The organism is Klebsiella sp. WP3-W18-ESBL-02 (assembly GCF_014168815.1).
GTDB lineage: Bacteria > Pseudomonadota > Gammaproteobacteria > Enterobacterales > Enterobacteriaceae > Kluyvera > Kluyvera ascorbata_B.
Genome location: NZ_AP021972.1, coordinates 3,277,980 through 3,297,824, shown reverse-complemented (window position 1 = coordinate 3,297,824; position 19,845 = coordinate 3,277,980). Strand labels below are relative to the sequence as shown.

At 54.1% G+C, this 19,845-nt stretch carries 14 protein-coding genes and 1 pseudogene; 11 read left to right on the top strand and 4 right to left on the bottom strand.

Features of this window, described 5'->3' with window-relative positions:
• The first annotated feature begins 141 nt into the window (after positions 1 to 141).
• Entirely contained in the window at positions 142 to 1,293 is a 1,152-nt protein-coding gene (locus H7R56_RS15790; RefSeq protein WP_106928849.1) for an MFS transporter, read from the top strand.
• Between the two features lie 134 nt (positions 1,294 to 1,427).
• On the opposite strand, the gene pflA is transcribed toward H7R56_RS15790, so the two are convergent.
• From pflA to ycaO, 4 genes are all read right to left on the bottom strand, one after another.
• Positions 1,428 to 2,168, bottom strand: coding sequence for a pyruvate formate lyase 1-activating protein (pflA, locus tag H7R56_RS15785; RefSeq protein ID WP_106928848.1), 741 nt, complete (start codon positions 2,166 to 2,168; stop codon positions 1,428 to 1,430).
• 206 nt (positions 2,169 to 2,374) lie between these two features.
• On the bottom strand, positions 2,375 to 4,657 hold the full coding sequence (pflB, locus tag H7R56_RS15780) for a formate C-acetyltransferase (protein ID WP_106928846.1): 2,283 nt from the start codon (positions 4,655 to 4,657) through the stop codon (positions 2,375 to 2,377).
• A 55-nt stretch (positions 4,658 to 4,712) separates the two neighbouring features.
• Positions 4,713 to 5,570 (bottom strand): formate transporter FocA, encoded by an 858-nt coding sequence (gene focA, locus H7R56_RS15775; RefSeq protein WP_106928845.1) that lies wholly within the window; start codon positions 5,568 to 5,570, stop codon positions 4,713 to 4,715.
• Between the two features lie 408 nt (positions 5,571 to 5,978).
• Complete coding sequence (gene ycaO / locus H7R56_RS15770) at positions 5,979 to 7,739, bottom strand: 30S ribosomal protein S12 methylthiotransferase accessory factor YcaO (RefSeq protein WP_182928301.1); 1,761 nt, start codon at positions 7,737 to 7,739, stop codon at positions 5,979 to 5,981.
• 128 nt (positions 7,740 to 7,867) lie between these two features.
• Here ycaO and H7R56_RS15765 point away from each other — a divergent pair, with 128 nt between their 5' ends.
• The 10 genes and pseudogenes from H7R56_RS15765 (at position 7,868) to lpxK (ending at position 19,821) form a co-directional block, all read left to right on the top strand.
• On the top strand, positions 7,868 to 8,560 hold the full coding sequence (locus H7R56_RS15765; RefSeq protein WP_106928841.1) for a DUF421 domain-containing protein: 693 nt from the start codon (positions 7,868 to 7,870) through the stop codon (positions 8,558 to 8,560).
• Between the two features lie 200 nt (positions 8,561 to 8,760).
• On the top strand, positions 8,761 to 9,849 hold the full coding sequence (gene serC / locus H7R56_RS15760) for a 3-phosphoserine/phosphohydroxythreonine transaminase (protein WP_106928840.1): 1,089 nt from the start codon (positions 8,761 to 8,763) through the stop codon (positions 9,847 to 9,849).
• Between the two features lie 71 nt (positions 9,850 to 9,920).
• A complete protein-coding gene (aroA, locus tag H7R56_RS15755; protein ID WP_106928838.1) occupies positions 9,921 to 11,204 on the top strand; it encodes a 3-phosphoshikimate 1-carboxyvinyltransferase in 1,284 nt (427 codons plus the stop codon).
• 142 nt (positions 11,205 to 11,346) lie between these two features.
• Positions 11,347 to 11,493: pseudogene (locus H7R56_RS15750) on the top strand (M48 family metalloprotease); the annotation flags it as partial.
• Between the two features lie 181 nt (positions 11,494 to 11,674).
• Positions 11,675 to 12,358: a (d)CMP kinase gene (cmk, locus tag H7R56_RS15745; protein WP_106928836.1), complete on the top strand. Its 684-nt coding sequence runs from the start codon at positions 11,675 to 11,677 to the stop codon at positions 12,356 to 12,358.
• 113 nt (positions 12,359 to 12,471) lie between these two features.
• A complete protein-coding gene (rpsA, locus tag H7R56_RS15740) occupies positions 12,472 to 14,145 on the top strand; it encodes a 30S ribosomal protein S1 (protein ID WP_106928835.1) in 1,674 nt (557 codons plus the stop codon).
• A gap of 152 nt (positions 14,146 to 14,297) precedes the next feature.
• Positions 14,298 to 14,582 (top strand): integration host factor subunit beta, encoded by a 285-nt coding sequence (gene ihfB / locus H7R56_RS15735; protein ID WP_015965094.1) that lies wholly within the window; start codon positions 14,298 to 14,300, stop codon positions 14,580 to 14,582.
• A gap of 215 nt (positions 14,583 to 14,797) precedes the next feature.
• Positions 14,798 to 17,059: a ComEC family protein gene (locus H7R56_RS15730; protein WP_106928833.1), complete on the top strand. Its 2,262-nt coding sequence runs from the start codon at positions 14,798 to 14,800 to the stop codon at positions 17,057 to 17,059.
• A gap of 36 nt (positions 17,060 to 17,095) precedes the next feature.
• Positions 17,096 to 18,844: a lipid A ABC transporter ATP-binding protein/permease MsbA gene (msbA, locus tag H7R56_RS15725; protein WP_106928832.1), complete on the top strand. Its 1,749-nt coding sequence runs from the start codon at positions 17,096 to 17,098 to the stop codon at positions 18,842 to 18,844.
• Complete coding sequence (lpxK, locus tag H7R56_RS15720; RefSeq protein WP_106928830.1) at positions 18,841 to 19,821, top strand: tetraacyldisaccharide 4'-kinase; 981 nt, start codon at positions 18,841 to 18,843, stop codon at positions 19,819 to 19,821. The genes msbA and lpxK overlap by 4 nt, the downstream gene beginning before the upstream one ends.
• Positions 19,822 to 19,845: the final 24 nt, after the last annotated feature.

Below are 19,845 nucleotides of genomic sequence, written 5' to 3'. Positions count from 1 at the left end.
GTCGTTATACCGCTGCGCTGAATAAGAAACATCAATCGTGGTGCCAGAAAGCCGCTTCCGACACAAATCAGGTGGATTGACAATGTTTTTAGCAGTGGCATGATGCGCTCGAAATCTGTCTATCCTCACGGTTTTTAGCCCATGTCCACCTATACCCGCCCAGTGCTGTTATTGCTCTGTGGCCTTTTGTTATTGACGCTGGCGATCGCGGTACTCAACACGCTCGTCCCGCTCTGGCTCGCCCATGAAAATCTGCCAACCTGGCAGGTTGGGATGGTTGGTTCATCCTATTTCACCGGTAACCTGGTGGGTACGATGCTGACCGGGCGTCTGATTAAGCGTCTTGGCTTTAACTTCAGCTACTATATTGCGTCGCTTATCTTCGCCGCGGGCTGCGTGGGGCTGGGCTTTATGGTGGGCTTCTGGAGCTGGATGTTCTGGCGTTTTATCGCCGGCGTCGGCTGCGCCATGATTTGGGTGGTGGTGGAAAGCGCGCTGATGTGCAGTGGTACTTCGCGCAATCGCGGGCGTCTGCTGGCGGCCTACATGATGATGTATTACATCGGTACCGTGCTCGGCCAGCTTATCGTGAGTAAACTACCGACCGATTTGGCGACCATTCTGCCGCTGATGACCGGCGTTATCCTGGCCGGTATTCTGCCGCTGCTGTTTACCCGTATCCTGAACCAGAAAGATGAACAGCAGGACGCCAACGCGCGCGTCTGGCCAATGTTCAAGCTGCGTCAGGCGCGACTTGGGGTGAATGGCTGTATTATTTCCGGCATCGTGCTGGGCTCGCTGTACGGGCTGATGCCGCTGTATTTAAACCATCGTGGCGTCAGCGATTCCGGTATCGGTTTTTGGATGGCGGTGATGGTCAGCGCCGGTATTTTGGGTCAATGGCCAATAGGCCGTCTGGCGGATCGCTTTGGTCGTTTGCTGGTACTGCGCGTGCAGGTATTTGTGGTGATTGTCGGCTGTCTGGGGATGCTAAGCCAGGCAATGATGGCACCGGCGCTGTTTATCCTTGGTGCCGCCGGTTTTACGCTCTATCCGGTGGCGATGGCCTGGGCCTGTGAGAAGGTCGAGCACCACCAGTTGGTGTCAATGAATCAGGCGCTGCTGCTAAGCTACACCATCGGCAGCCTGGTAGGGCCTACGCTGACCGCCATGCTGATGCAAAGCTACTCAGATAACCTGCTGTTTATCATGATTGCCGGGGTGTCGTTCGTCTACCTGATGATGCTGCTGCGCAAAGCCGGGCATCATCCAACCCCGGTTGCCCACGCCTGATGCGCTGGCGCGAGCGCGCCTCTTGATTTTTTCGTCGCCTGTCGTGCCGAAACAGACAACAAAAAACCCGACTTAGCGTCGGGTTTTTCGTCATCAGCATTGTCAGGCCAGGTATAGCTACTGGCCAGAAGGGATCAGTACATCACCTTGTGACCGTACTGCTCGAGAATGCCTTTTACGCGTTCCATGGTCTCTTTCTTCGGCGGCTTCACCCCGTCGAGCTTGTACTCTTCGCCCATGGCTACCCATTTGTGTTTGCCCAGCTCGTGGTATGGCAGCAGTTCGATTTTCTCGACGTTGCCCATATCGCGGGTGAACTCGCCCAGGCGGTGCGCGGAGTCATCGTCATCTGACCAGCCCGGGACCACCACATAGCGGATCCAGACCTTCACGTCTTTCTTCGACAGGTACTGCGCAAACTCGAGCGTGCGGTGGTTAGATACGCCAACCAGATTCTGATGGATATCGTCGTTCATCTGCTTGAGGTCGAGCATCACCAGGTCGGTGACTTCCAGCAGCTCATCAATGACCGGGTCGTAACGACGCACAAAGCCGTTGGTGTCCAGACAGGTATGAATACCTTCTTTCTTGCACGCTCGGAACCAGTCGCGCACGAACTCAGCCTGTAAAATGGCTTCGCCGCCGGATGCGGTGACGCCGCCGCCGGACGCGTTCATAAAGTGGCGATAGGTCACCACTTCTTTCATTAGTTCTTCAACGGTGACTTCTTTGCCACCGTGGGTATCCCATGTATCGCGGTTATGGCAGTACAGGCAGCGCATCAGGCAGCCCTGGAAGAAGGTAATAAAACGGATGCCTGGGCCATCGACGGTGCCACAGGATTCAAAGGAGTGAATGCGACCAGTTACAGACATTGCAGTATTATCTCCAGTTCTTCCCCGCGTCCGGCAGGGTGACGATCATTATTTCAGGCCGTCTTGAGTTTATTTTGCTTGTTAACCTGATTATAGAAGTTAGCAGGCAAAATAGGCTCGGAGAGAGTAGGGCAGTTATAAGAAAGGCCCCACTGACGTGGAGCCTTTATTGTACGCTTTTTAAATCGCGATTTCAGTCAAATCCATTACATGGACTGAGTGAAGGTACGGGTAATAACGTCCTGCTGCTGTTCTTTAGTCAGGGAGTTAAAACGTACTGCGTAGCCAGATACGCGGATGGTCAGCTGCGGATATTTTTCCGGGTTTTCCATCGCGTCGAGCAGCATTTCGCGGTTCATTACGTTAACGTTCAGGTGTTGACCGCCTTCGATAGACGCTTCGTGGTGGAAGTAACCGTCCATCAGACCAGCCAGGTTGGTTTTACGAACGTCGTCGTCTTTACCCAGTGCGTTCGGAACGATAGAGAAGGTGTAAGAGATACCATCTTTAGCGTAAGCAAACGGCAGTTTAGCAACGGAAGTCAGAGAGGCAACAGCACCTTTCTGGTCACGACCGTGCATTGGGTTAGCACCTGGGCCGAATGGCGCGCCAGCGCGACGACCGTCTGGGGTGTTACCGGTTTTCTTACCATAAACCACGTTAGAGGTGATGGTCAGAACAGACTGAGTCGGGATTGCGTTACGGTAAGTCGTCAGTTTCTGAATTTTCTTCATGAAACGTTCAACCAGGTCAACCGCCATGTCATCGACGCGAGCGTCGTTGTTACCAAACTGCGGGTATTCGCCTTCGATTTCGAAGTCAACAGCCAGACCGTTTTCATCACGAATCGGTTTAACTTTCGCATATTTGATTGCAGACAGGGAGTCAGCAGCAACGGACAGACCAGCGATACCGCAAGCCATAGTACGGATAACGTCGCGGTCATGCAGCGCCATCAGAGAAGCTTCGTAGCTGTATTTGTCGTGCATGTAGTGGATGACGTTCAGCGCGGTGACGTACTGTTTAGCCAGCCAATCCATAAAGTGGTCCATACGATCCATAACTTCGTCGTAGTTCAGAACGTCGCCTTTCATTGGCTCAGTTTTAGGACCAACCTGCATTTTCAGTTTTTCATCAACGCCGCCGTTGATTGCGTACAGCATGGTTTTCGCCAGGTTTGCACGCGCACCGAAGAACTGCATTTGTTTACCAACGATCATCGGGCTTACGCAGCAAGCGATAGCGTAGTCATCGTTGTTGAAGTCCGGACGCATCAGGTCATCGTTCTCATACTGCAGAGAAGAGGTATCGATGGACACTTTTGCGGCGAATTTTTTGAACGCCAGCGGCAGTTTTTCAGACCACAGGATAGTGATGTTCGGTTCCGGAGACGGGCCCATGGTGTACAGGGTGTTCAGGAAACGGAAGCTGTTTTTGGTGACCAGAGTACGGCCATCAACGCCCATACCACCGACGGATTCAGTTGCCCAAATCGGGTCACCGGAGAACAGTTCATCATACTCAGGGGTACGCAGGAAGCGAACCATACGCAGTTTCATGACCAGGTGGTCAATCATTTCCTGAGCTTCTTGTTCAGTGATTTTGCCTGCTTTCAGGTCACGTTCGATGTAGATATCCAGGAAGCTGGAGGTACGACCGAAGGACATTGCAGCGCCGTTCTGGGATTTAACAGCGGCCAGGTAGCCGAAGTAAGTCCACTGAATAGCTTCCTGAGCGTTGGTAGCCGGACCAGAGATGTCGTAGCCGTATTTAGCAGCCATCTCTTTGATCTGACCCAGCGCACGGTGCTGTTCGGAGATTTCTTCACGCAGACGGATAGTCGCTTCCAGGTTTACACCGTTTTCCAGGTCAGACTGGAGAGAGGTGAACTGAGCGAATTTGTCTTTCATCAGGTAGTCGATACCGTATACGGCGATACGACGGTAGTCACCGATGATACGACCACGGCCGTAGGCGTCTGGCAGACCGGTCAGAACACCGGATTTACGGCAGCGCAGGATGTCCGGAGTATAAACGTCGAACACGCCCTGGTTGTGCGTTTTACGGTATTCGGTGAAGATTTTTTTGATCATCGGGTCCAGTTCGCGGTTATACGCTTTGCAGGAACCTTCGATCATTTTGATGCCACCGAACGGGATAAGAGCACGTTTCAGCGGAGCTTCAGTTTGCAGACCAACAATTTTTTCCAGCGCTTTGTTGATGTAACCAGCGTCGTGGGAAGTAATGGTGGAAGCAACGGCGGTGTCAAAGTCAACTGGCGCGTGAGTGCGGTTTTCCAGTTTAACGCCTTCCATAACGTTGTCCCACAGAGCTGTGGTCGCGTCAGTAGCGCCAGCCAGGAAGGACTCGTCACCCTCATACGGAGTGTAGTTTTTCTGGATGAAGTCACGTACGTTTACTTCATTCTGCCAGTCACCTTTCGCAAAACCTTCCCAGGCTGTGGCTAACTTTTCATTAAGTTCGGACATGTAACACCTACCTTCTTAAGTGGACTTTTTATTTACTGCCTGGAGCAACCATCAGTTAATGACGGTCACCGCCACGCAGGTAAATGACCCAGTATGTCAACCCAACCAATAAACCGCCGCCGATGATGTTCCCGATGGTTACCGGAATCAGGTTATCGGTGATGAAATTCATCACGGTCAGGTGAGAAAAACTTTCCGGAGTTGAACCGATTGCGGTCCAGAATTCCGGGCTAGCAAAGTGACGTATTACGATACCCATCGGAATCATAAACATGTTTGCAATGCTGTGCTCAAAGCCGCTGGCGACGAACATGGCAACCGGTAAAACCATAATCATGGCTTTGTCCATCAGGCTGCGGCCAGAGTAGCTCATCCAGACTGCCAGGCAGACCATCAGGTTCGCCAGGATGCCGAGAGCGACGGCTTCAATGAATGTGTGGTGCATTTTGTGGTCAGCAGTTTGCAGGACGTTTAGCCCCCATCCGCCGTTGGCCGTCATGTATTCGCCGGACAGCCACATCAACAGCACGAAGAGCAGCGCGCCGATCAGGTTACCAACATAGACGTTGAGCCAGTTTTTTGCCAGTTGACCCCAGGTAATTCGCCCGCTGGCTTTCGCTACAACGATAAGCACGGTCGAGGTAAAGAGGTCAGCGCCACAAATAACGCAAAGGATTAAGCCTAGTGAGAAGCAGATACCGCCAATCAGCTTCGCGATGCCAAATGGCATACCCGCGGTGCCCGTCGTTGCGGTAATGTAAAAAACAAAAGCAATCGAGATAAAGACGCCCGCAGTAATCGCCAGATAAAAGGTTTTCAGCGGATGCTTGGTTGCTTTATAGACGCCTGCTTCTTCGGCAACTTTGGCCATCGCAGCAGGAAGGAGTAGATCAAAAGGGTTGTCAGCTTTCACACTAACTCTCTCTTTTTATTTAATCGGCGACGAGATACTAACAAAGCATTATAGATGAGAATTTGATATAGATCATATCTCACCTGGCTTATAGGCCTGAATAACGAATGGTTTTTCAACAATCCTTTGCTAACAATATGAATATTAAAATAAAAAATAAATTTTAAGATTTACAAAATCAGTTGAATTTTTTTCTTTATCCTTCATTTTATTGGTTAATTAAAATGGAGTAATGATCGGTAAAATTAACAATAAAAGTAAACTACCAATTATAGTATTTACTTATATTTAACTTTATTTTCACATGCCCGTGAAGCGAAGCGTTGAAATATAAAAAAGGGGCCAACAAGTGGCCCCGTAATATAGCGTAGGTCTGGCATTAAGCCTACTTTTTCTGTGGTGAAGAAATTACTTCGCCCAGAAAGCCGCTTTCGCGCGCTGCAGTTTTTCGTAGGCCTCTAACAGCGACTGATGCGCCGGGAAGGCTTCCAGCGTGCCGTCCGCTGGCTGCAGGCCGTAGAAGGCCTCTTCGCCGCTCAGCGCCGCGCTGGCCGCTTCGACGGCGTCTGCGCCGTACATGCGGACAAACGCGTTCAGATACTGCAGCGGTTCACGCTCTTCTTCCTGAGAAAGCAGCAGCAGCGTTTGCAGACAGCGGTAGTAGTTGGCGCGCTCGGCGCTGAACACGGACGCGTTAAACTCCATGGTCCATTCGGTCCAGATTAACGCCTGCTCAAGGTCGCCGCCGGCTAATGCCAGCATTGCTTTCAGTTCGCCAACGCGCAGGGTGTACCAGCCGTTGTTCGGGCCGGTCGCCAGACCCAGCAGCTCGCGCACGCGAGTAAAGTCGTCGAGGCCTTCGTCGTCAATCTGCTCGATAAGATTCAGGTACTCTTCTTTTTCCCACTCGCTGCCCGGCAGGGAAAGAATGGTTTCGCGCAGGTGGCTGCCCATATTGTTATTCGCCAGCCACAGATCTTCCGCTGGATAGATATCAGACATGCCGGGCACGATGATACGACAGGCGTAAACGCCCAGATGTTCGTAATCGGCGATGTACACTTCTTTATCTTCTTCTTTGAAGATAGCCATCAGCGTTGCGAACTCTTCTTCGGTGGTGCCGGAGAAGTTCCAGTCTGCAAACGGATAGTCTGCATCCTGTTTGAACATACCCCAGGAGATAAGACCGCTGGAATCGATAAAGTGGGTTTCGAGGTTGGTGTGCTCGGCCACTTCTTCATCGTCAAAGGTCGGCGGCGTGAACACATCAAGATCTTTAAGACCGCGGCCCTGCAGCAGTTCGGTTACCGTACGCTCCAGCGCAACGCCGAAGTCCGGATGTGCACCGAAGGAAGCAAAGCAGGTGCCGTTCGCCGGGTTGAACAGCACCACGCAGATAACCGGGTATTTGCCGCCCAGTGAACCGTCGTAGGCGAAGATAGGGAAACCTTCCGCTTCCAGCGTTTTGATGGATTCCACTACGCCAGGATAGCGTGCCAGCACCTCGGCCGGGATTTCCGGCAGGCTGATGCTTTCGGCAATAATGCGGTTCTTCACGTGACGTTCGAACACTTCCGACAGCCCCTGTACGCGGGCTTCGTTACGGGTGTTGCCCGCAGACATGCCGTTGGAAACGTACAGGTTCGCGACGATGTTCATCGGAATGTAGATGGTTTCGCCGTCGGACTGACGGGTAAACGGCAGCCCGCACACGCCGCGATCGTCGTTGCCGGACTGCAGATCGACCAGCATGCTGGCGGTCAGCTGATCGTCAGGATCGTAGAATGCGCGCAGGCGCGCGTCGAGCAGACCTTCCGGCACTTCGTCGTCGTCGGTCAGCGGGAACCATTTCTCATTCGGGTAGTGAACGAACGGGCCGTTGGCGATTTTGTCACCCAGCCAGAAGTCAGCGAAGAAATAGTTGGTCGACAGACGCTCGAAGTATTCACCCAGCGCGGATGCCAGCGCCGCTTTTTTGGTCGCGCCTTTACCGTTGGTAAAGCACAGCGAGCAGGCTTTATCACGGATATGTACCGACCAGACGTTAGGAACCGGGTTCAACCAGGAAGCTTCTTCAATATCGAAGCCCAGGTCGAGCAGCTTTTGCTGGAAGCGAGCGATGGAATCTTCCAGTGCGGCATCTTTGCCGGGAATATAGGTTTGCGTCATAGCAATCTCTTTTGTCGTACGGAAAGCGCGCAATGATACGGGTTTTGCGTGACGGGTGCTATCTTCGGCGAAAATAAAAGAGACGGCTATGCTTACAGGCAATAACCGACTGTTACGGCGCAGAAAAAATGAAAGCGTTTGATCTTCATAGAATGGCATTTGACAACGTTCCGCCAGAATTTTTAGGCGAGGTGGCGCTGAGATGCGTGTTTACCTTCGCGCTGGTGTTTCTGTTTCTCAAAATGACCGGACGTCGCGGCGTGCGGCAGATGTCGCTGTTTGAAGTGCTGATTATCCTCACGCTGGGATCGGCGGCGGGCGATGTTGCCTTCTATGATGATGTCCCGCTGGTGCCGGTTTTTGTGGTTTTCATTTCGCTGGCGCTGCTGTATCGGCTGGTGATGTGGTTGATGGCGAAAAGTGAAAAGTTACAGGGCTTACTGGAAGGTAAAGCGATCGTCATCGTTAAAGAAGGGCAACTGGCCTGGGAAAACGTGCGCGCGGCAAATCTGACGGAGCTGGATTTTTTTATGGAACTGCGGTTGAACAGCGTGGAGCAGCTTGGGCAGGTCCGGCTGGCGATTATGGAAACCGACGGTCAGATTAGCGTGTTTTATTATGCTGACGAGCAGGTGAAGCCGGGATTATGCATTTTGCCCGACAGCCTCACTCAGCGTTTTAAGGCAGTTCCTGCGCCAGGTGAGTACGCGTGTGTGCGCTGTAGCTACGTCGTTAGCATGCGGGCGGGGGAGCGACAATTATGTCCGCGCTGCGCAAATCCGGCCTGGACGAAGGTGAGCCGCGCGAAACGGATTGCCTGATAGCCATTTTGTCGGTTTTCACACGGCAAGACGGTAGAATCTATTGTGTGACGGAGGGCACATTTCGCTGACGAAAGGTTTTAGACATTGCGGCGCGTGTCACTGAATGATAAAACCAATAGCCACAGGAATAACTTATGCCCACGCGTTGATGACGCGCGAGGCATGCGGTCAGACAACATTGCAATGTGGTGAGGGTTATGGCTCAGGTCTTTAATTTCAGTTCAGGTCCGGCGATGCTTCCGGCAGATGTCCTTAAACTGGCGCAGAAGGAACTCTGCGACTGGAACGGATTAGGCACGTCGGTAATGGAAGTTAGCCACCGTGGTAAAGAGTTTATCCACGTGGCGGAGGAAGCAGAAAAAGATTTTCGTGACCTGCTTAACATCCCATCCAACTACAAAGTGCTGTTTTGCCACGGCGGCGGGCGCGGTCAGTTTGCCGGCGTACCGCTGAACATCCTCGGTGATAAAACCACAGCTGACTACGTTGACGCCGGCTACTGGGCAGCGAGCGCGGTGAAAGAAGCTAAAAAATACTGCACGCCAAACGTGATTGACGCGAAGATTACCGTCGACGGTCAGCGCGCGGTAAAACCCATGCGCGACTGGCAGCTTTCCGATAACGCGGCGTATTTGCACTATTGCCCGAACGAAACTATCGACGGTATTGCTATTGATGAGACGCCTGACTTTGGCAACGAGGTTGTTGTTGCCGCTGACTTCTCCTCAACCATTCTGTCCCGCCCGATCGACGTGAGCCGCTTTGGCGTTATCTACGCCGGTGCGCAGAAAAACATTGGTCCTGCCGGCTTAACGCTGGTTATCGTGCGCGAAGACCTGCTGGGTAAAGCACATGTTGCCTGCCCGTCTATCCTTGATTACAGCGTGCTCAACGACAACGACTCCATGTTCAACACCCCGCCGACCTTTGCCTGGTATCTGTCCGGTCTGGTCTTCAAATGGCTGAAAGAGCAGGGTGGCCTGGCCGTAATGGATCGTATTAATCAGCAGAAGGCCGATCTTCTGTATAGCACCATCGATAGCAGCGATTTCTACCGTAACGATGTGGCGAGCGCCAACCGTTCCCGTATGAACGTTCCGTTCCAGCTGGCAGACAGCGCGCTGGACAAAGTCTTCCTGGATGAATCGTTTGCCGCCGGTCTGCACGCGCTGAAAGGCCACCGCGTAGTCGGCGGGATGCGCGCCTCCATCTATAACGCCATGCCGCTGGCGGGCGTACAGGCGCTGACGGAATTTATGCAGGACTTCGAGCGTCGTCACGGCTAATCGATTTTTGACCTATCCTCCCCATGGCCGCGTCATGGGGTTTTTCTTTTGTTTTTTGAGAGTTGAGTTTCATGGAATCCCTGACGTTACAACCTATCGCGCGCGTAGACGGCACGATTAATCTGCCTGGTTCTAAAAGCGTGTCGAACCGTGCGCTGCTGCTGGCGGCGCTGGCAAGCGGCACCACCATCCTGACTAATCTGCTGGACAGCGATGATGTTCGCCACATGCTGAACGCGTTGAAAGCGCTGGGAATTCACTACACCCTGTCTGACGATCGCACGCGCTGTGAAGTCACCGGCAACGCGGGCCCGCTGCAGGGCTCTGGCGAACTGGAACTGTTCCTCGGCAACGCGGGCACCGCTATGCGCCCACTGGCCGCCGCGCTGTGCCTGGGGGCAAATGATATTGTCTTGACCGGTGAGCCGCGCATGAAAGAACGCCCAATCGGCCACCTGGTGGATGCCCTGCGTCAGGGCGGCGCGCAGATTACCTATTTAGAGCAGGAAAATTATCCACCGCTGCGCCTGAATGGTGGGTTTATCGGCGGTAGCGTTGAAGTAGACGGTAGCGTCTCCAGCCAGTTCCTGACCGCGCTGCTGATGACGGCGCCGCTGGCACCGCAGGACACAGTCATTACCATCAAGGGCGATCTGGTGTCCAAGCCGTATATCGACATCACGCTGCATTTGATGAAAACTTTCGGTGTTGAAGTTGAAAACCAGAACTATCAGCGTTTTGTTGTGCGTGGTCACCAGCAGTATGTCTCGCCGGGCCAGTATCTGGTTGAAGGCGATGCGTCATCGGCTTCCTACTTCCTGGCCGCTGGCGCGATTAAAGGCGGCACCGTGAAGGTGACCGGCATTGGTCGTCACAGCGTACAGGGCGATATTCGCTTCGCTGACGTGCTGGAAAAAATGGGCGCGACCATCACCTGGGGCGATGATTTTATTGCCTGCACTCATGGTGAACTGAATGCCATCGATATGGACATGAACCATATCCCTGATGCCGCTATGACCATTGCCACCGCCGCGCTGTTTGCCAAAGGCACCACCACGCTGCGTAATATATACAACTGGCGCGTTAAAGAGACAGACCGTCTGTTCGCCATGGCAACCGAGCTGCGCAAAGTGGGCGCGATCGTGGAAGAGGGCGAAGATTATATTCGCGTGACGCCGCCGACGACGCTGAATTTTGCTGAGATTGCGACCTACAACGATCATCGTATGGCGATGTGCTTCTCTCTGGTTGCGCTATCGGATACGCCGGTCACAATCCTTGACCCGAAATGTACGGCGAAAACCTTCCCGGATTATTTCGAGCAGCTGGCGCGTATTAGTACTCTGGCCTAATCCTTTCCTACCGCCAAAACGCCGACTTGATGTCGGCGTTTTTTTTCGGACTTTTTTGCCCTTGCGATGCAGTGCTACTCTTTGTTGTGAAATAACTTATTGATATTTAATACTAATCAATCAATGGATGATTCATGTGAAGACCGCTGACGTTAACGCATGGGCAATGGCTAACGGCTGCGTGCGTGTCTACAGCGGTCTGATGGACTTGATGAACGACAATGAAGTCGAGGGCGTGCTGGGCCACTCGCGTAAAGCGATGCAAACCGCCTATGCGACCGTTGCGGCGGATAAAAAGTAAATCATCATCATTTTCGGGTCGGCGCTTTGCCGGCCCACTATACTTATTTATTCTCCTGCAGTGAGCGCGTCTCATTCTGTCATTCGCAGACAAAAGTAACCGTCTGGCGCAGAGATGCGTATAATGCGCGGCGTTTACGTTGTGTATGCCTTTTATTAAGGAGAGAAAAATGACGGCAATTGCCCCGGTAATTACCATTGATGGTCCAAGCGGCGCGGGTAAAGGCACGCTGTGCAAAGCGATGGCCGAAGCGCTGCAATGGCATTTGCTGGACTCTGGCGCGATCTATCGCGTGCTGGCGCTTGCGGCTTTGCATCACCATGTTGATGTGAACTCAGAAGATGCCCTGGTCCCGCTGGCGGCCCATCTGGACGTACGTTTTGTCTCTACCGACGGCGCGCTGGAGGTGATCCTTGAAGGGGAAGACGTCAGCGGTGAAATCCGCACCCAGGAAGTGGCCAATGCCGCTTCGCAGGTCGCTGCGTTCCCGCGCGTGCGTGAAGCGCTGCTGCGCCGTCAGCGGGCTTTCCGCGAAGCGCCGGGCCTGATTGCCGACGGCCGCGATATGGGCACGGTGGTGTTCCCGGATGCGCCGGTCAAAATCTTCCTCGACGCGTCATCGGAAGAACGTGCGCAGCGTCGCATGCTACAGTTGCAGGAAAAGGGCTTTAGTGTTAACTTTGAGCGCCTTTTGGCAGAGATAAAGGAGCGTGACGATCGCGATCGTAATCGTGCTGTTGCGCCGCTGGTTCCTGCCGCCGATGCTTTAGTGTTGGATTCCACCACCTTAAGCATTGAGCAAGTAATTGAAAAAGCGTTAAACTATGCGCGCCAGAAATTGGCAATCGCGTAAAACGCGACCGAATTTGCAGTACCCCCGTTGCAATGGACTGACAGCGGGTATGTGAAACAACCCCATCCGACAAGGTGTCAGGTGGACGTTAATACTTAACCTGAAGATTAAACATGACTGAATCTTTTGCTCAACTGTTTGAAGAATCCTTAAAAGAAATCGAAACCCGCCCGGGTTCCATCGTTCGTGGTGTTGTTGTTGCTATCGACAAAGACGTAGTACTGGTTGACGCCGGTCTGAAATCTGAGTCCGCCATTCCGGCAGAGCAGTTCAAAAACGCCCAGGGCGAGCTGGAAATCCAGGTTGGTGACGAAGTTGACGTTGCTCTGGATGCAGTAGAAGACGGCTTCGGTGAAACCCTGCTGTCCCGTGAGAAAGCTAAACGTCACGAAGCTTGGATCACGCTGGAAAAAGCTTACGAAGACGCTGAAACTGTAGTTGGTGTTATCAACGGCAAAGTTAAAGGTGGCTTCACTGTTGAGCTGAACGGTATTCGTGCGTTCCTGCCGGGTTCCCTGGTAGACGTTCGTCCGGTGCGTGATACTCTGCACCTGGAAGGCAAAGAGCTTGAGTTCAAAGTAATCAAGCTGGACCAGAAGCGTAACAACGTTGTTGTTTCTCGTCGTGCCGTTATCGAATCCGAAAACAGCGCAGAGCGCGATCAGCTGCTGGAAAACCTGCAGGAAGGCATGGAAGTTAAAGGTATCGTTAAGAACCTCACTGACTACGGTGCATTCGTTGATCTGGGCGGCGTTGACGGCCTGCTGCACATCACTGATATGGCATGGAAACGCGTTAAGCATCCGAGCGAAATCGTGAACGTTGGTGACGAAATCAACGTTAAAGTGCTGAAATTCGACCGCGAGCGTACTCGTGTATCTCTGGGCCTGAAACAGCTGGGCGAAGATCCATGGGTAGCTATCGCTAAGCGTTATCCGGAAGGTACCAAACTGACCGGTCGTGTGACCAACCTGACCGACTACGGCTGCTTCGTTGAAATCGAAGAAGGCGTTGAAGGCCTGGTTCACGTTTCCGAAATGGATTGGACCAACAAAAACATCCACCCGTCCAAAGTTGTTAACGTTGGCGACGTAGTGGAAGTTATGGTTCTGGATATCGACGAAGAACGTCGTCGTATCTCCCTGGGTCTGAAGCAGTGCAAATCTAACCCATGGCAGCAGTTCGCAGAAACCCACAACAAGGGCGACCGCGTTGAAGGTAAAATCAAGTCTATCACTGACTTCGGTATCTTCATCGGCCTGGACGGCGGCATCGACGGCCTGGTTCACCTGTCTGACATCTCCTGGAACGTTGCAGGCGAAGAAGCAGTTCGTGAATACAAAAAAGGCGACGAAATCGCTGCAGTTGTTCTGCAGGTTGACGCAGAACGTGAACGTATCTCCCTGGGCGTTAAACAGCTCGCAGAAGATCCGTTCAACAACTGGGTTGCTCTGAACAAGAAAGGCGCTATCGTTAACGGTAAAGTGACTGCAGTTGACGCGAAAGGCGCAACCGTAGAACTGGCTGACGGCGTTGAAGGTTACCTGCGCGCTTCTGAAGCTTCCCGTGACCGCGTTGAAGATGCAACTCTGGTTCTGAGCGTTGGCGACGACGTTGAAGCTAAATTCACCGGCGTTGATCGCAAAAACCGCGCAATTAGCCTGTCTGTTCGTGCGAAAGACGAAGCTGACGAGAAAGATGCAATCGCTACTGTTAACAACAAACAGGAAGACGGCAACTTCTCCAACGCTATGGCTGAAGCATTCAAAGCAGCTAAAGGCGAGTAATCTTACGCATTTGGGTTTAACAACCTGAATTGTGATGAGTTTACTTGACAGATTGCAGGTTTCGGCCTGTAATCTAGCACAAAGGGCGGCTACGGCCGCCCTTGTTTAATAAGCTGTTAGCTAATTTTCCTTAAAAGGAAACCGGAGGAATCATGACCAAGTCAGAATTGATTGAAAGACTTGCCAGCCAGCAATCCCATATCCCTGCAAAAGCAGTGGAAGATGCGGTAAAAGAAATGCTGGAGCATATGGCCTCGACCCTGGCACAGGGTGAGCGCATTGAAATCCGCGGTTTCGGCAGCTTCTCTCTGCACTATCGAGCACCACGTACCGGGCGTAACCCGAAGACTGGCGACAAAGTGGAACTGGAAGGCAAATACGTGCCGCACTTCAAGCCGGGCAAAGAACTGCGCGATCGCGCCAACATTTACGATTGAGTTTCTGGCGCTAGCTTGCGCTAAACTTGATTGAGAGAAAAGCACCTACGGGTGCTTTTTTCATTTCTGCACGCCGATTGTGGAATCGTCCTTCCAACGTTTTCTCAATGCCTGTACGCAGCGAATTCATGCTGCGAGCCGCCACGCAAACTGACTTTTCTAATCATGGCGTAGACGTTGTCGCGCGCGATACTCCTTGCAACAAGGAGGTATCGATGCGCTTGCCACTGCTGGCCTGCTACGTGCTGGCCGGAATATTACCGCTGGCCGTACTGCCTGTCTTACCCTCGCTCGAATATATTAAGATCGCTGCTGTTGGGCTCACCGCGCTCGGCGTTTGCGGCCGGGCAGGGCGCCGCATTGCTCTGGTGGGGCTACTGTTCTGCTGGGGGGCGCTGGCGGCCTGGCAGCTTCAGCTATCTGCGCAGATGCTGCCGGGTAAAAACCGGCAGGTTGAGCTGACGCTCACGCAAACGGACGGGCAGACGGTGCATCAGGGCACGCTCACCCGTCTGGAAGGGCAGCGCTTGATGCCGGGCATTCGGATTGCGCTCTACGGCAGCTACCTGCCACAGCCGCCATGCGTGGGCCAGCGCTGGAAGATGACGATTCGCGCCCGTGCAGTGCATGGTCAACTCAATGACGGCGGGTTTGATGCCCAGCGCTATGCGCTCTCCCAGCACCGTGCGCTGACCGGGCGAATCATTAGCGCTGAACCGTTAGCGCTCAGTTGCGGCCTGCGAGCGCGCTATCTGGCATCGCTAAAAACCACGCTAGCAGCATACCCCTGGCGTGACGTGCTGCTGGCGCTGGGGATGGGTGAACGGCTCTCGGTCTCGCCAGAGATTAAAACGCTGATGCAGCAAACCGGTACTTCGCATCTGATGGCGATATCCGGCCTGCATATTGCGCTCGGCGCTTCGCTGGGCTGGCTGCTGGTACGCGGCATACAGTTTTTTCTACCGGCATGGCTGATTAACTGGCGGCTACCGCTGCTGGCCTCGCTGGCAAGCGGGCTGGCTTACGCCATGTTGACGGGCATGCAGCCGCCCGCCCAGAGAACGATCGTTGCTGCGGCCGTCTGGTGTTTACTGCGGCTAAGCGGCAGGCAGTGGGCTGGTTGGGAGGTGTGGCTCTGTTGCCTGGCGGCTATCCTGTTTGTAGACCCGCTGGCGGTGCTTTCCGACAGTCTGTGGCTATCAGCATTTGCCGTTGGTACACTCTTGTTCTGGTACCGGTGGGTACCGCTGCCGGAATGGCATTATCCGCGCCTGCTGCGTCCACTGGCGCAGCTGATGCATTTACAGCTAGGGCTGATGCTCCTGCTGACGCCGCTACAAATTCTGCTGTTCCACGGCATCAGTACCACTTCGCTGCTGGCAAATCTGCTGGCGGTGCCGGTGGTTACCTTCATTGCCGTGCCCTTGATTCTGCTGGCGATGTTTCTGCATCTGTGTGGTCCGGTGGTGCTGGAGACGCTGATTTGGTATTGCGCCGACAGGGTGATGGCGCTGGTGTTTGGCTACCTGCGGCTGTTGCCCGAGGGATGGTGGTACATTGGGCGAGCATGGCTGGGGGCGTCGTTATTACCGTGGGGGGCGCTGTTGCTCTGGCGGCTCCACGGCTGGCGGCGTTTTCCGGCATTGTGGATGTCGCTAAGCGTGCTGCTGACGTTTCCACTCTGGCGAAAAACGCCGCCGGACCAGTGGCAGGTGACGATGCTGGATGTCGGGCAGGGGCTGGCAATGGTCGTTTCACGCGGCGACAAAGCGCTGCTCTATGACACCGGGCTGGCGTGGCCTGGCGGCGACAGCGGGGCTCAGCTGATTGCGCCATGGCTTCGTTGGCACGGGCTGACGCCACAGGGCATTATTCTGAGTCACGATCACTTAGATCACCGCGGTGGCCTGCGAACGCTCCAGCAAAACTGGCCGAAGGCATGGGTCAGAAGCCCGCTCGCGTGGTCCGGCCATCAACCCTGTGCACGCGGCCAGGCCTGGCGCTGGCAGGGGTTAACCTTTCGTGCGCTTTGGCCGCTGCCTGGTAAAGTACAGAAAGGCAATAATGGTTCCTGTGTGGTTAGGGTTGATGACGGTAAAAACAGTTTTCTGCTGACCGGAGATATTGAATTACCGGCAGAAATGGCCATGATGAGCCATTTCTGGCAGCCATTTGCGTCTACAATTATCCAGGTTCCTCATCACGGCAGCTCGACGTCTTCCGGTATCTCGCTGATTCAGCGGGTCGGTGGTGCTGCTGCGCTGGCTTCGGCATCCCGCTATAACGCGTGGCGCCTGCCTTCTGCGAAGGTAAAGGCCCGCTATCTGCAGCGGCATTACGGTTGGTTTGACACGCCGCACCAGGGCCAGATAACGGTCACTTTTGACGCGAAAGGCTGGCAGATTGAAGGCTTACGAGATCAACTTTTACCTCGTTGGTATCATCAGTGGTTTGGCGAGTCTCTCGATAACGGGTAGAATATGCGGCTATTTCAACATAAGCTGGTTTTTTGAATGCAGAACGACAAAGATCTCTCCACGTGGCAGACCTTCCGCCGACTCTGGCCAACTATTGCGCCGTTTAAAGCAGGGCTGATCGTGGCGGGCGTCGCGTTAATCCTTAACGCAGCCAGCGATACCTTTATGCTATCGCTTCTTAAACCGTTACTGGATGATGGTTTTGGCAAAACAGACCGCTCAGTGCTGCTTTGGATGCCGCTGGTCGTTATTGGCTTGATGATCCTACGTGGTATTACAAGCTATATCTCTAGCTATTGTATTTCCTGGGTTTCTGGCAAGGTCGTGATGACCATGCGCCGTCGGCTGTTCAGCCATATGATGGGCATGCCGGTTTCCTTCTTTGACAAGCAGTCCACCGGGACCCTGCTGTCGCGTATCACCTATGACTCTGAGCAGGTGGCATCCTCTTCCTCTAGTGCCTTGATTACCGTGGTGCGTGAAGGGGCTTCGATCATTGGCCTGTTCATCATGATGTTCTACTACAGCTGGCAGCTGTCGGTCATCCTCATCGTGCTGGCACCTATCGTGTCGATGGCGATCCGCGTGGTGTCCAAGCGCTTCCGTAGCATCAGTAAAAATATGCAGAACACCATGGGGCAGGTGACCACCAGCGCTGAGCAGATGCTGAAAGGGCATAAAGAAGTGCTGATGTTCGGCGGCCAGGAAGTGGAAACCAAGCGTTTTGATAAGGTCAGCAACAAGATGCGTTTGCAGGGGATGAAGCTGGTCTCGGCATCGTCTATCTCTGACCCGATTATCCAGCTGATTGCCTCTCTGGCGCTGGCGTTTGTGCTGTATGCCGCGAGCTTCCCAAGCGTGATGGAAACCCTGACTGCCGGTACGATCACGGTCGTCTTTTCCTCCATGATTGCGCTGATGCGCCCGCTGAAATCGTTAACCAACGTCAACGCGCAGTTCCAGCGCGGGATGGCGGCCTGTCAGACGCTGTTCGCTATTCTGGATAGCGAGCAGGAAAAAGATGAAGGTAAGCTCGAAGTAGACCGTGCCAAAGGCAGCGTTGAGTTCCGTAACGTGACCTTCACCTATCCTGGCCGTGAAACGCCGGCGCTTCAAAATATCAACCTGTCGATCCCGCAGGGAAAAACGGTGGCGCTGGTAGGGCGTTCTGGTTCAGGTAAATCAACCATCGCCAGCCTGCTGACCCGTTTTTATGATATCGATGAAGGTGAAGTTCTGCTCGATGGTCATGACCTGCGTGAGTACAAGCTTTCTTCGCTGCGTAATCAGGTAGCGCTGGTTTCGCAGAGCGTGCATCTGTTTAACGACACGGTGGCGAATAACATCGCCTATGCGCGTACCGACGAGTTCAGCCGTGAGCAGGTTGAAGAAGCGGCGCGGATGGCCTACGCGATGGACTTTATCAACAAAATGGATAACGGCCTTGATACGGTCATCGGTGAAAACGGCGTGCTGCTTTCCGGCGGCCAGCGTCAGCGTATCGCGATTGCGCGCGCGCTGCTGCGTAATAGCCCAATCCTGATTCTTGATGAGGCCACCTCGGCGCTGGATACCGAATCGGAACGTGCGATTCAGGCGGCGCTGGATGAACTGCAGAAAAACCGGACTTCGCTGGTGATTGCGCACCGTCTGTCGACAATTGAACAGGCTGATGAAATCATTGTGGTGGAAGACGGCCGGATTGTTGAACGCGGCAGCCATAGCGATCTGCTTGAACAGCGCGGCGTCTATGCTCAGCTGCATAAAATGCAGTTTGGCGAATGATAGCCAGAATCTGGTCCGGTGAATCGCCGCTCTGGCGGCTGCTGCTGCCGCTCTCCTGGCTATATGGTCTGGTGAGCGGCATCATCCGCCTGTGTTATCAACTGGGGCTGAAAAAGTCCTGGCGTGCGCCGTGTCCGGTCGTCGTGGTGGGTAACCTGACGGCAGGTGGCAACGGTAAAACACCGGTGGTCATCTGGCTGGTGGAGCAGCTTCAGCGTCAGGGCGTTCGCGTTGGCGTGGTTTCCCGTGGCTACGGTGGTAAAGCGGAGCGTTACCCGCTGCTGCTAAACGCGGATACCACGACCGCGCAGGCCGGGGATGAACCGGTGCTGATTTATCAACGTACCGGTGCGCCCGTAGCGGTTTCGCCGGTAAGAGTGGATGCCGTCAAAGCGCTGCTGGCGGCTCACGATCTCCAGATGATCGTCACCGATGACGGGCTGCAGCATTACCGTCTGGCCCGTGATAAAGAGATCGTGGTGATCGACGGCATACGCCGATTCGGCAACGGCTGGTGGTTGCCGGCCGGGCCCATGCGTGAACGAGCCTCGCGTCTTGAGAGTGTAGATGCGCGGATCGTTAACGGCGGCGAAGCGCTGGCGGGCGAGATCCCGATGACGCTACGTCCTGGTGAGGCAGTCAATCTGCTGACCGGCGAGCGCCGGCCGGTTGCCGCGTTGAACAACGTCGTCGCAATGGCCGGTATTGGGCATCCGCCGCGCTTTTTTGCCACCCTTAACGACGGCGGCCTGAAGCCGGTGCGCACGGTGGCGCTGGCCGACCATCAGGCGCTGAGTGCAGCCGACGTTCAAGCGCTGGTGGCACCTGGGCAGACGCTGATCATGACCGAAAAAGACGCGGTAAAATGCCGCCGTTTTGCGCAGGAGAACTGGTGGTATCTGCCGGTCGATGCCGTGCTTTCCGGCGATCGTGCGCAGACGCTGCTACAGGATTTGATTACCCTCGCACGGCGTTAATAGGCGTCGGCGATAGCAGGGGAA

Coding starts and splice junctions, on each gene's coding strand:
- pflA (WP_106928848.1), bottom strand. CDS start 2,168: ATGTCTGTAACTGGTCGCATTCACTCCTTTGAATCCTGTGGCACCGTC.
- pflB (WP_106928846.1), bottom strand. CDS start 4,657: ATGTCCGAACTTAATGAAAAGTTAGCCACAGCCTGGGAAGGTTTTGCG.
- H7R56_RS15730 (WP_106928833.1), top strand. CDS start 14,798: ATGCGCTTGCCACTGCTGGCCTGCTACGTGCTGGCCGGAATATTACCG.
- msbA (WP_106928832.1), top strand. CDS start 17,096: ATGCAGAACGACAAAGATCTCTCCACGTGGCAGACCTTCCGCCGACTC.
- ihfB (WP_015965094.1), top strand. CDS start 14,298: ATGACCAAGTCAGAATTGATTGAAAGACTTGCCAGCCAGCAATCCCAT.
- ycaO (WP_182928301.1), bottom strand. CDS start 7,739: ATGACGCAAACCTATATTCCCGGCAAAGATGCCGCACTGGAAGATTCC.
- lpxK (WP_106928830.1), top strand. CDS start 18,841: ATGATAGCCAGAATCTGGTCCGGTGAATCGCCGCTCTGGCGGCTGCTG.
- serC (WP_106928840.1), top strand. CDS start 8,761: ATGGCTCAGGTCTTTAATTTCAGTTCAGGTCCGGCGATGCTTCCGGCA.
- cmk (WP_106928836.1), top strand. CDS start 11,675: ATGACGGCAATTGCCCCGGTAATTACCATTGATGGTCCAAGCGGCGCG.
- aroA (WP_106928838.1), top strand. CDS start 9,921: ATGGAATCCCTGACGTTACAACCTATCGCGCGCGTAGACGGCACGATT.
- H7R56_RS15790 (WP_106928849.1), top strand. CDS start 142: ATGTCCACCTATACCCGCCCAGTGCTGTTATTGCTCTGTGGCCTTTTG.
- H7R56_RS15765 (WP_106928841.1), top strand. CDS start 7,868: ATGAAAGCGTTTGATCTTCATAGAATGGCATTTGACAACGTTCCGCCA.
- rpsA (WP_106928835.1), top strand. CDS start 12,472: ATGACTGAATCTTTTGCTCAACTGTTTGAAGAATCCTTAAAAGAAATC.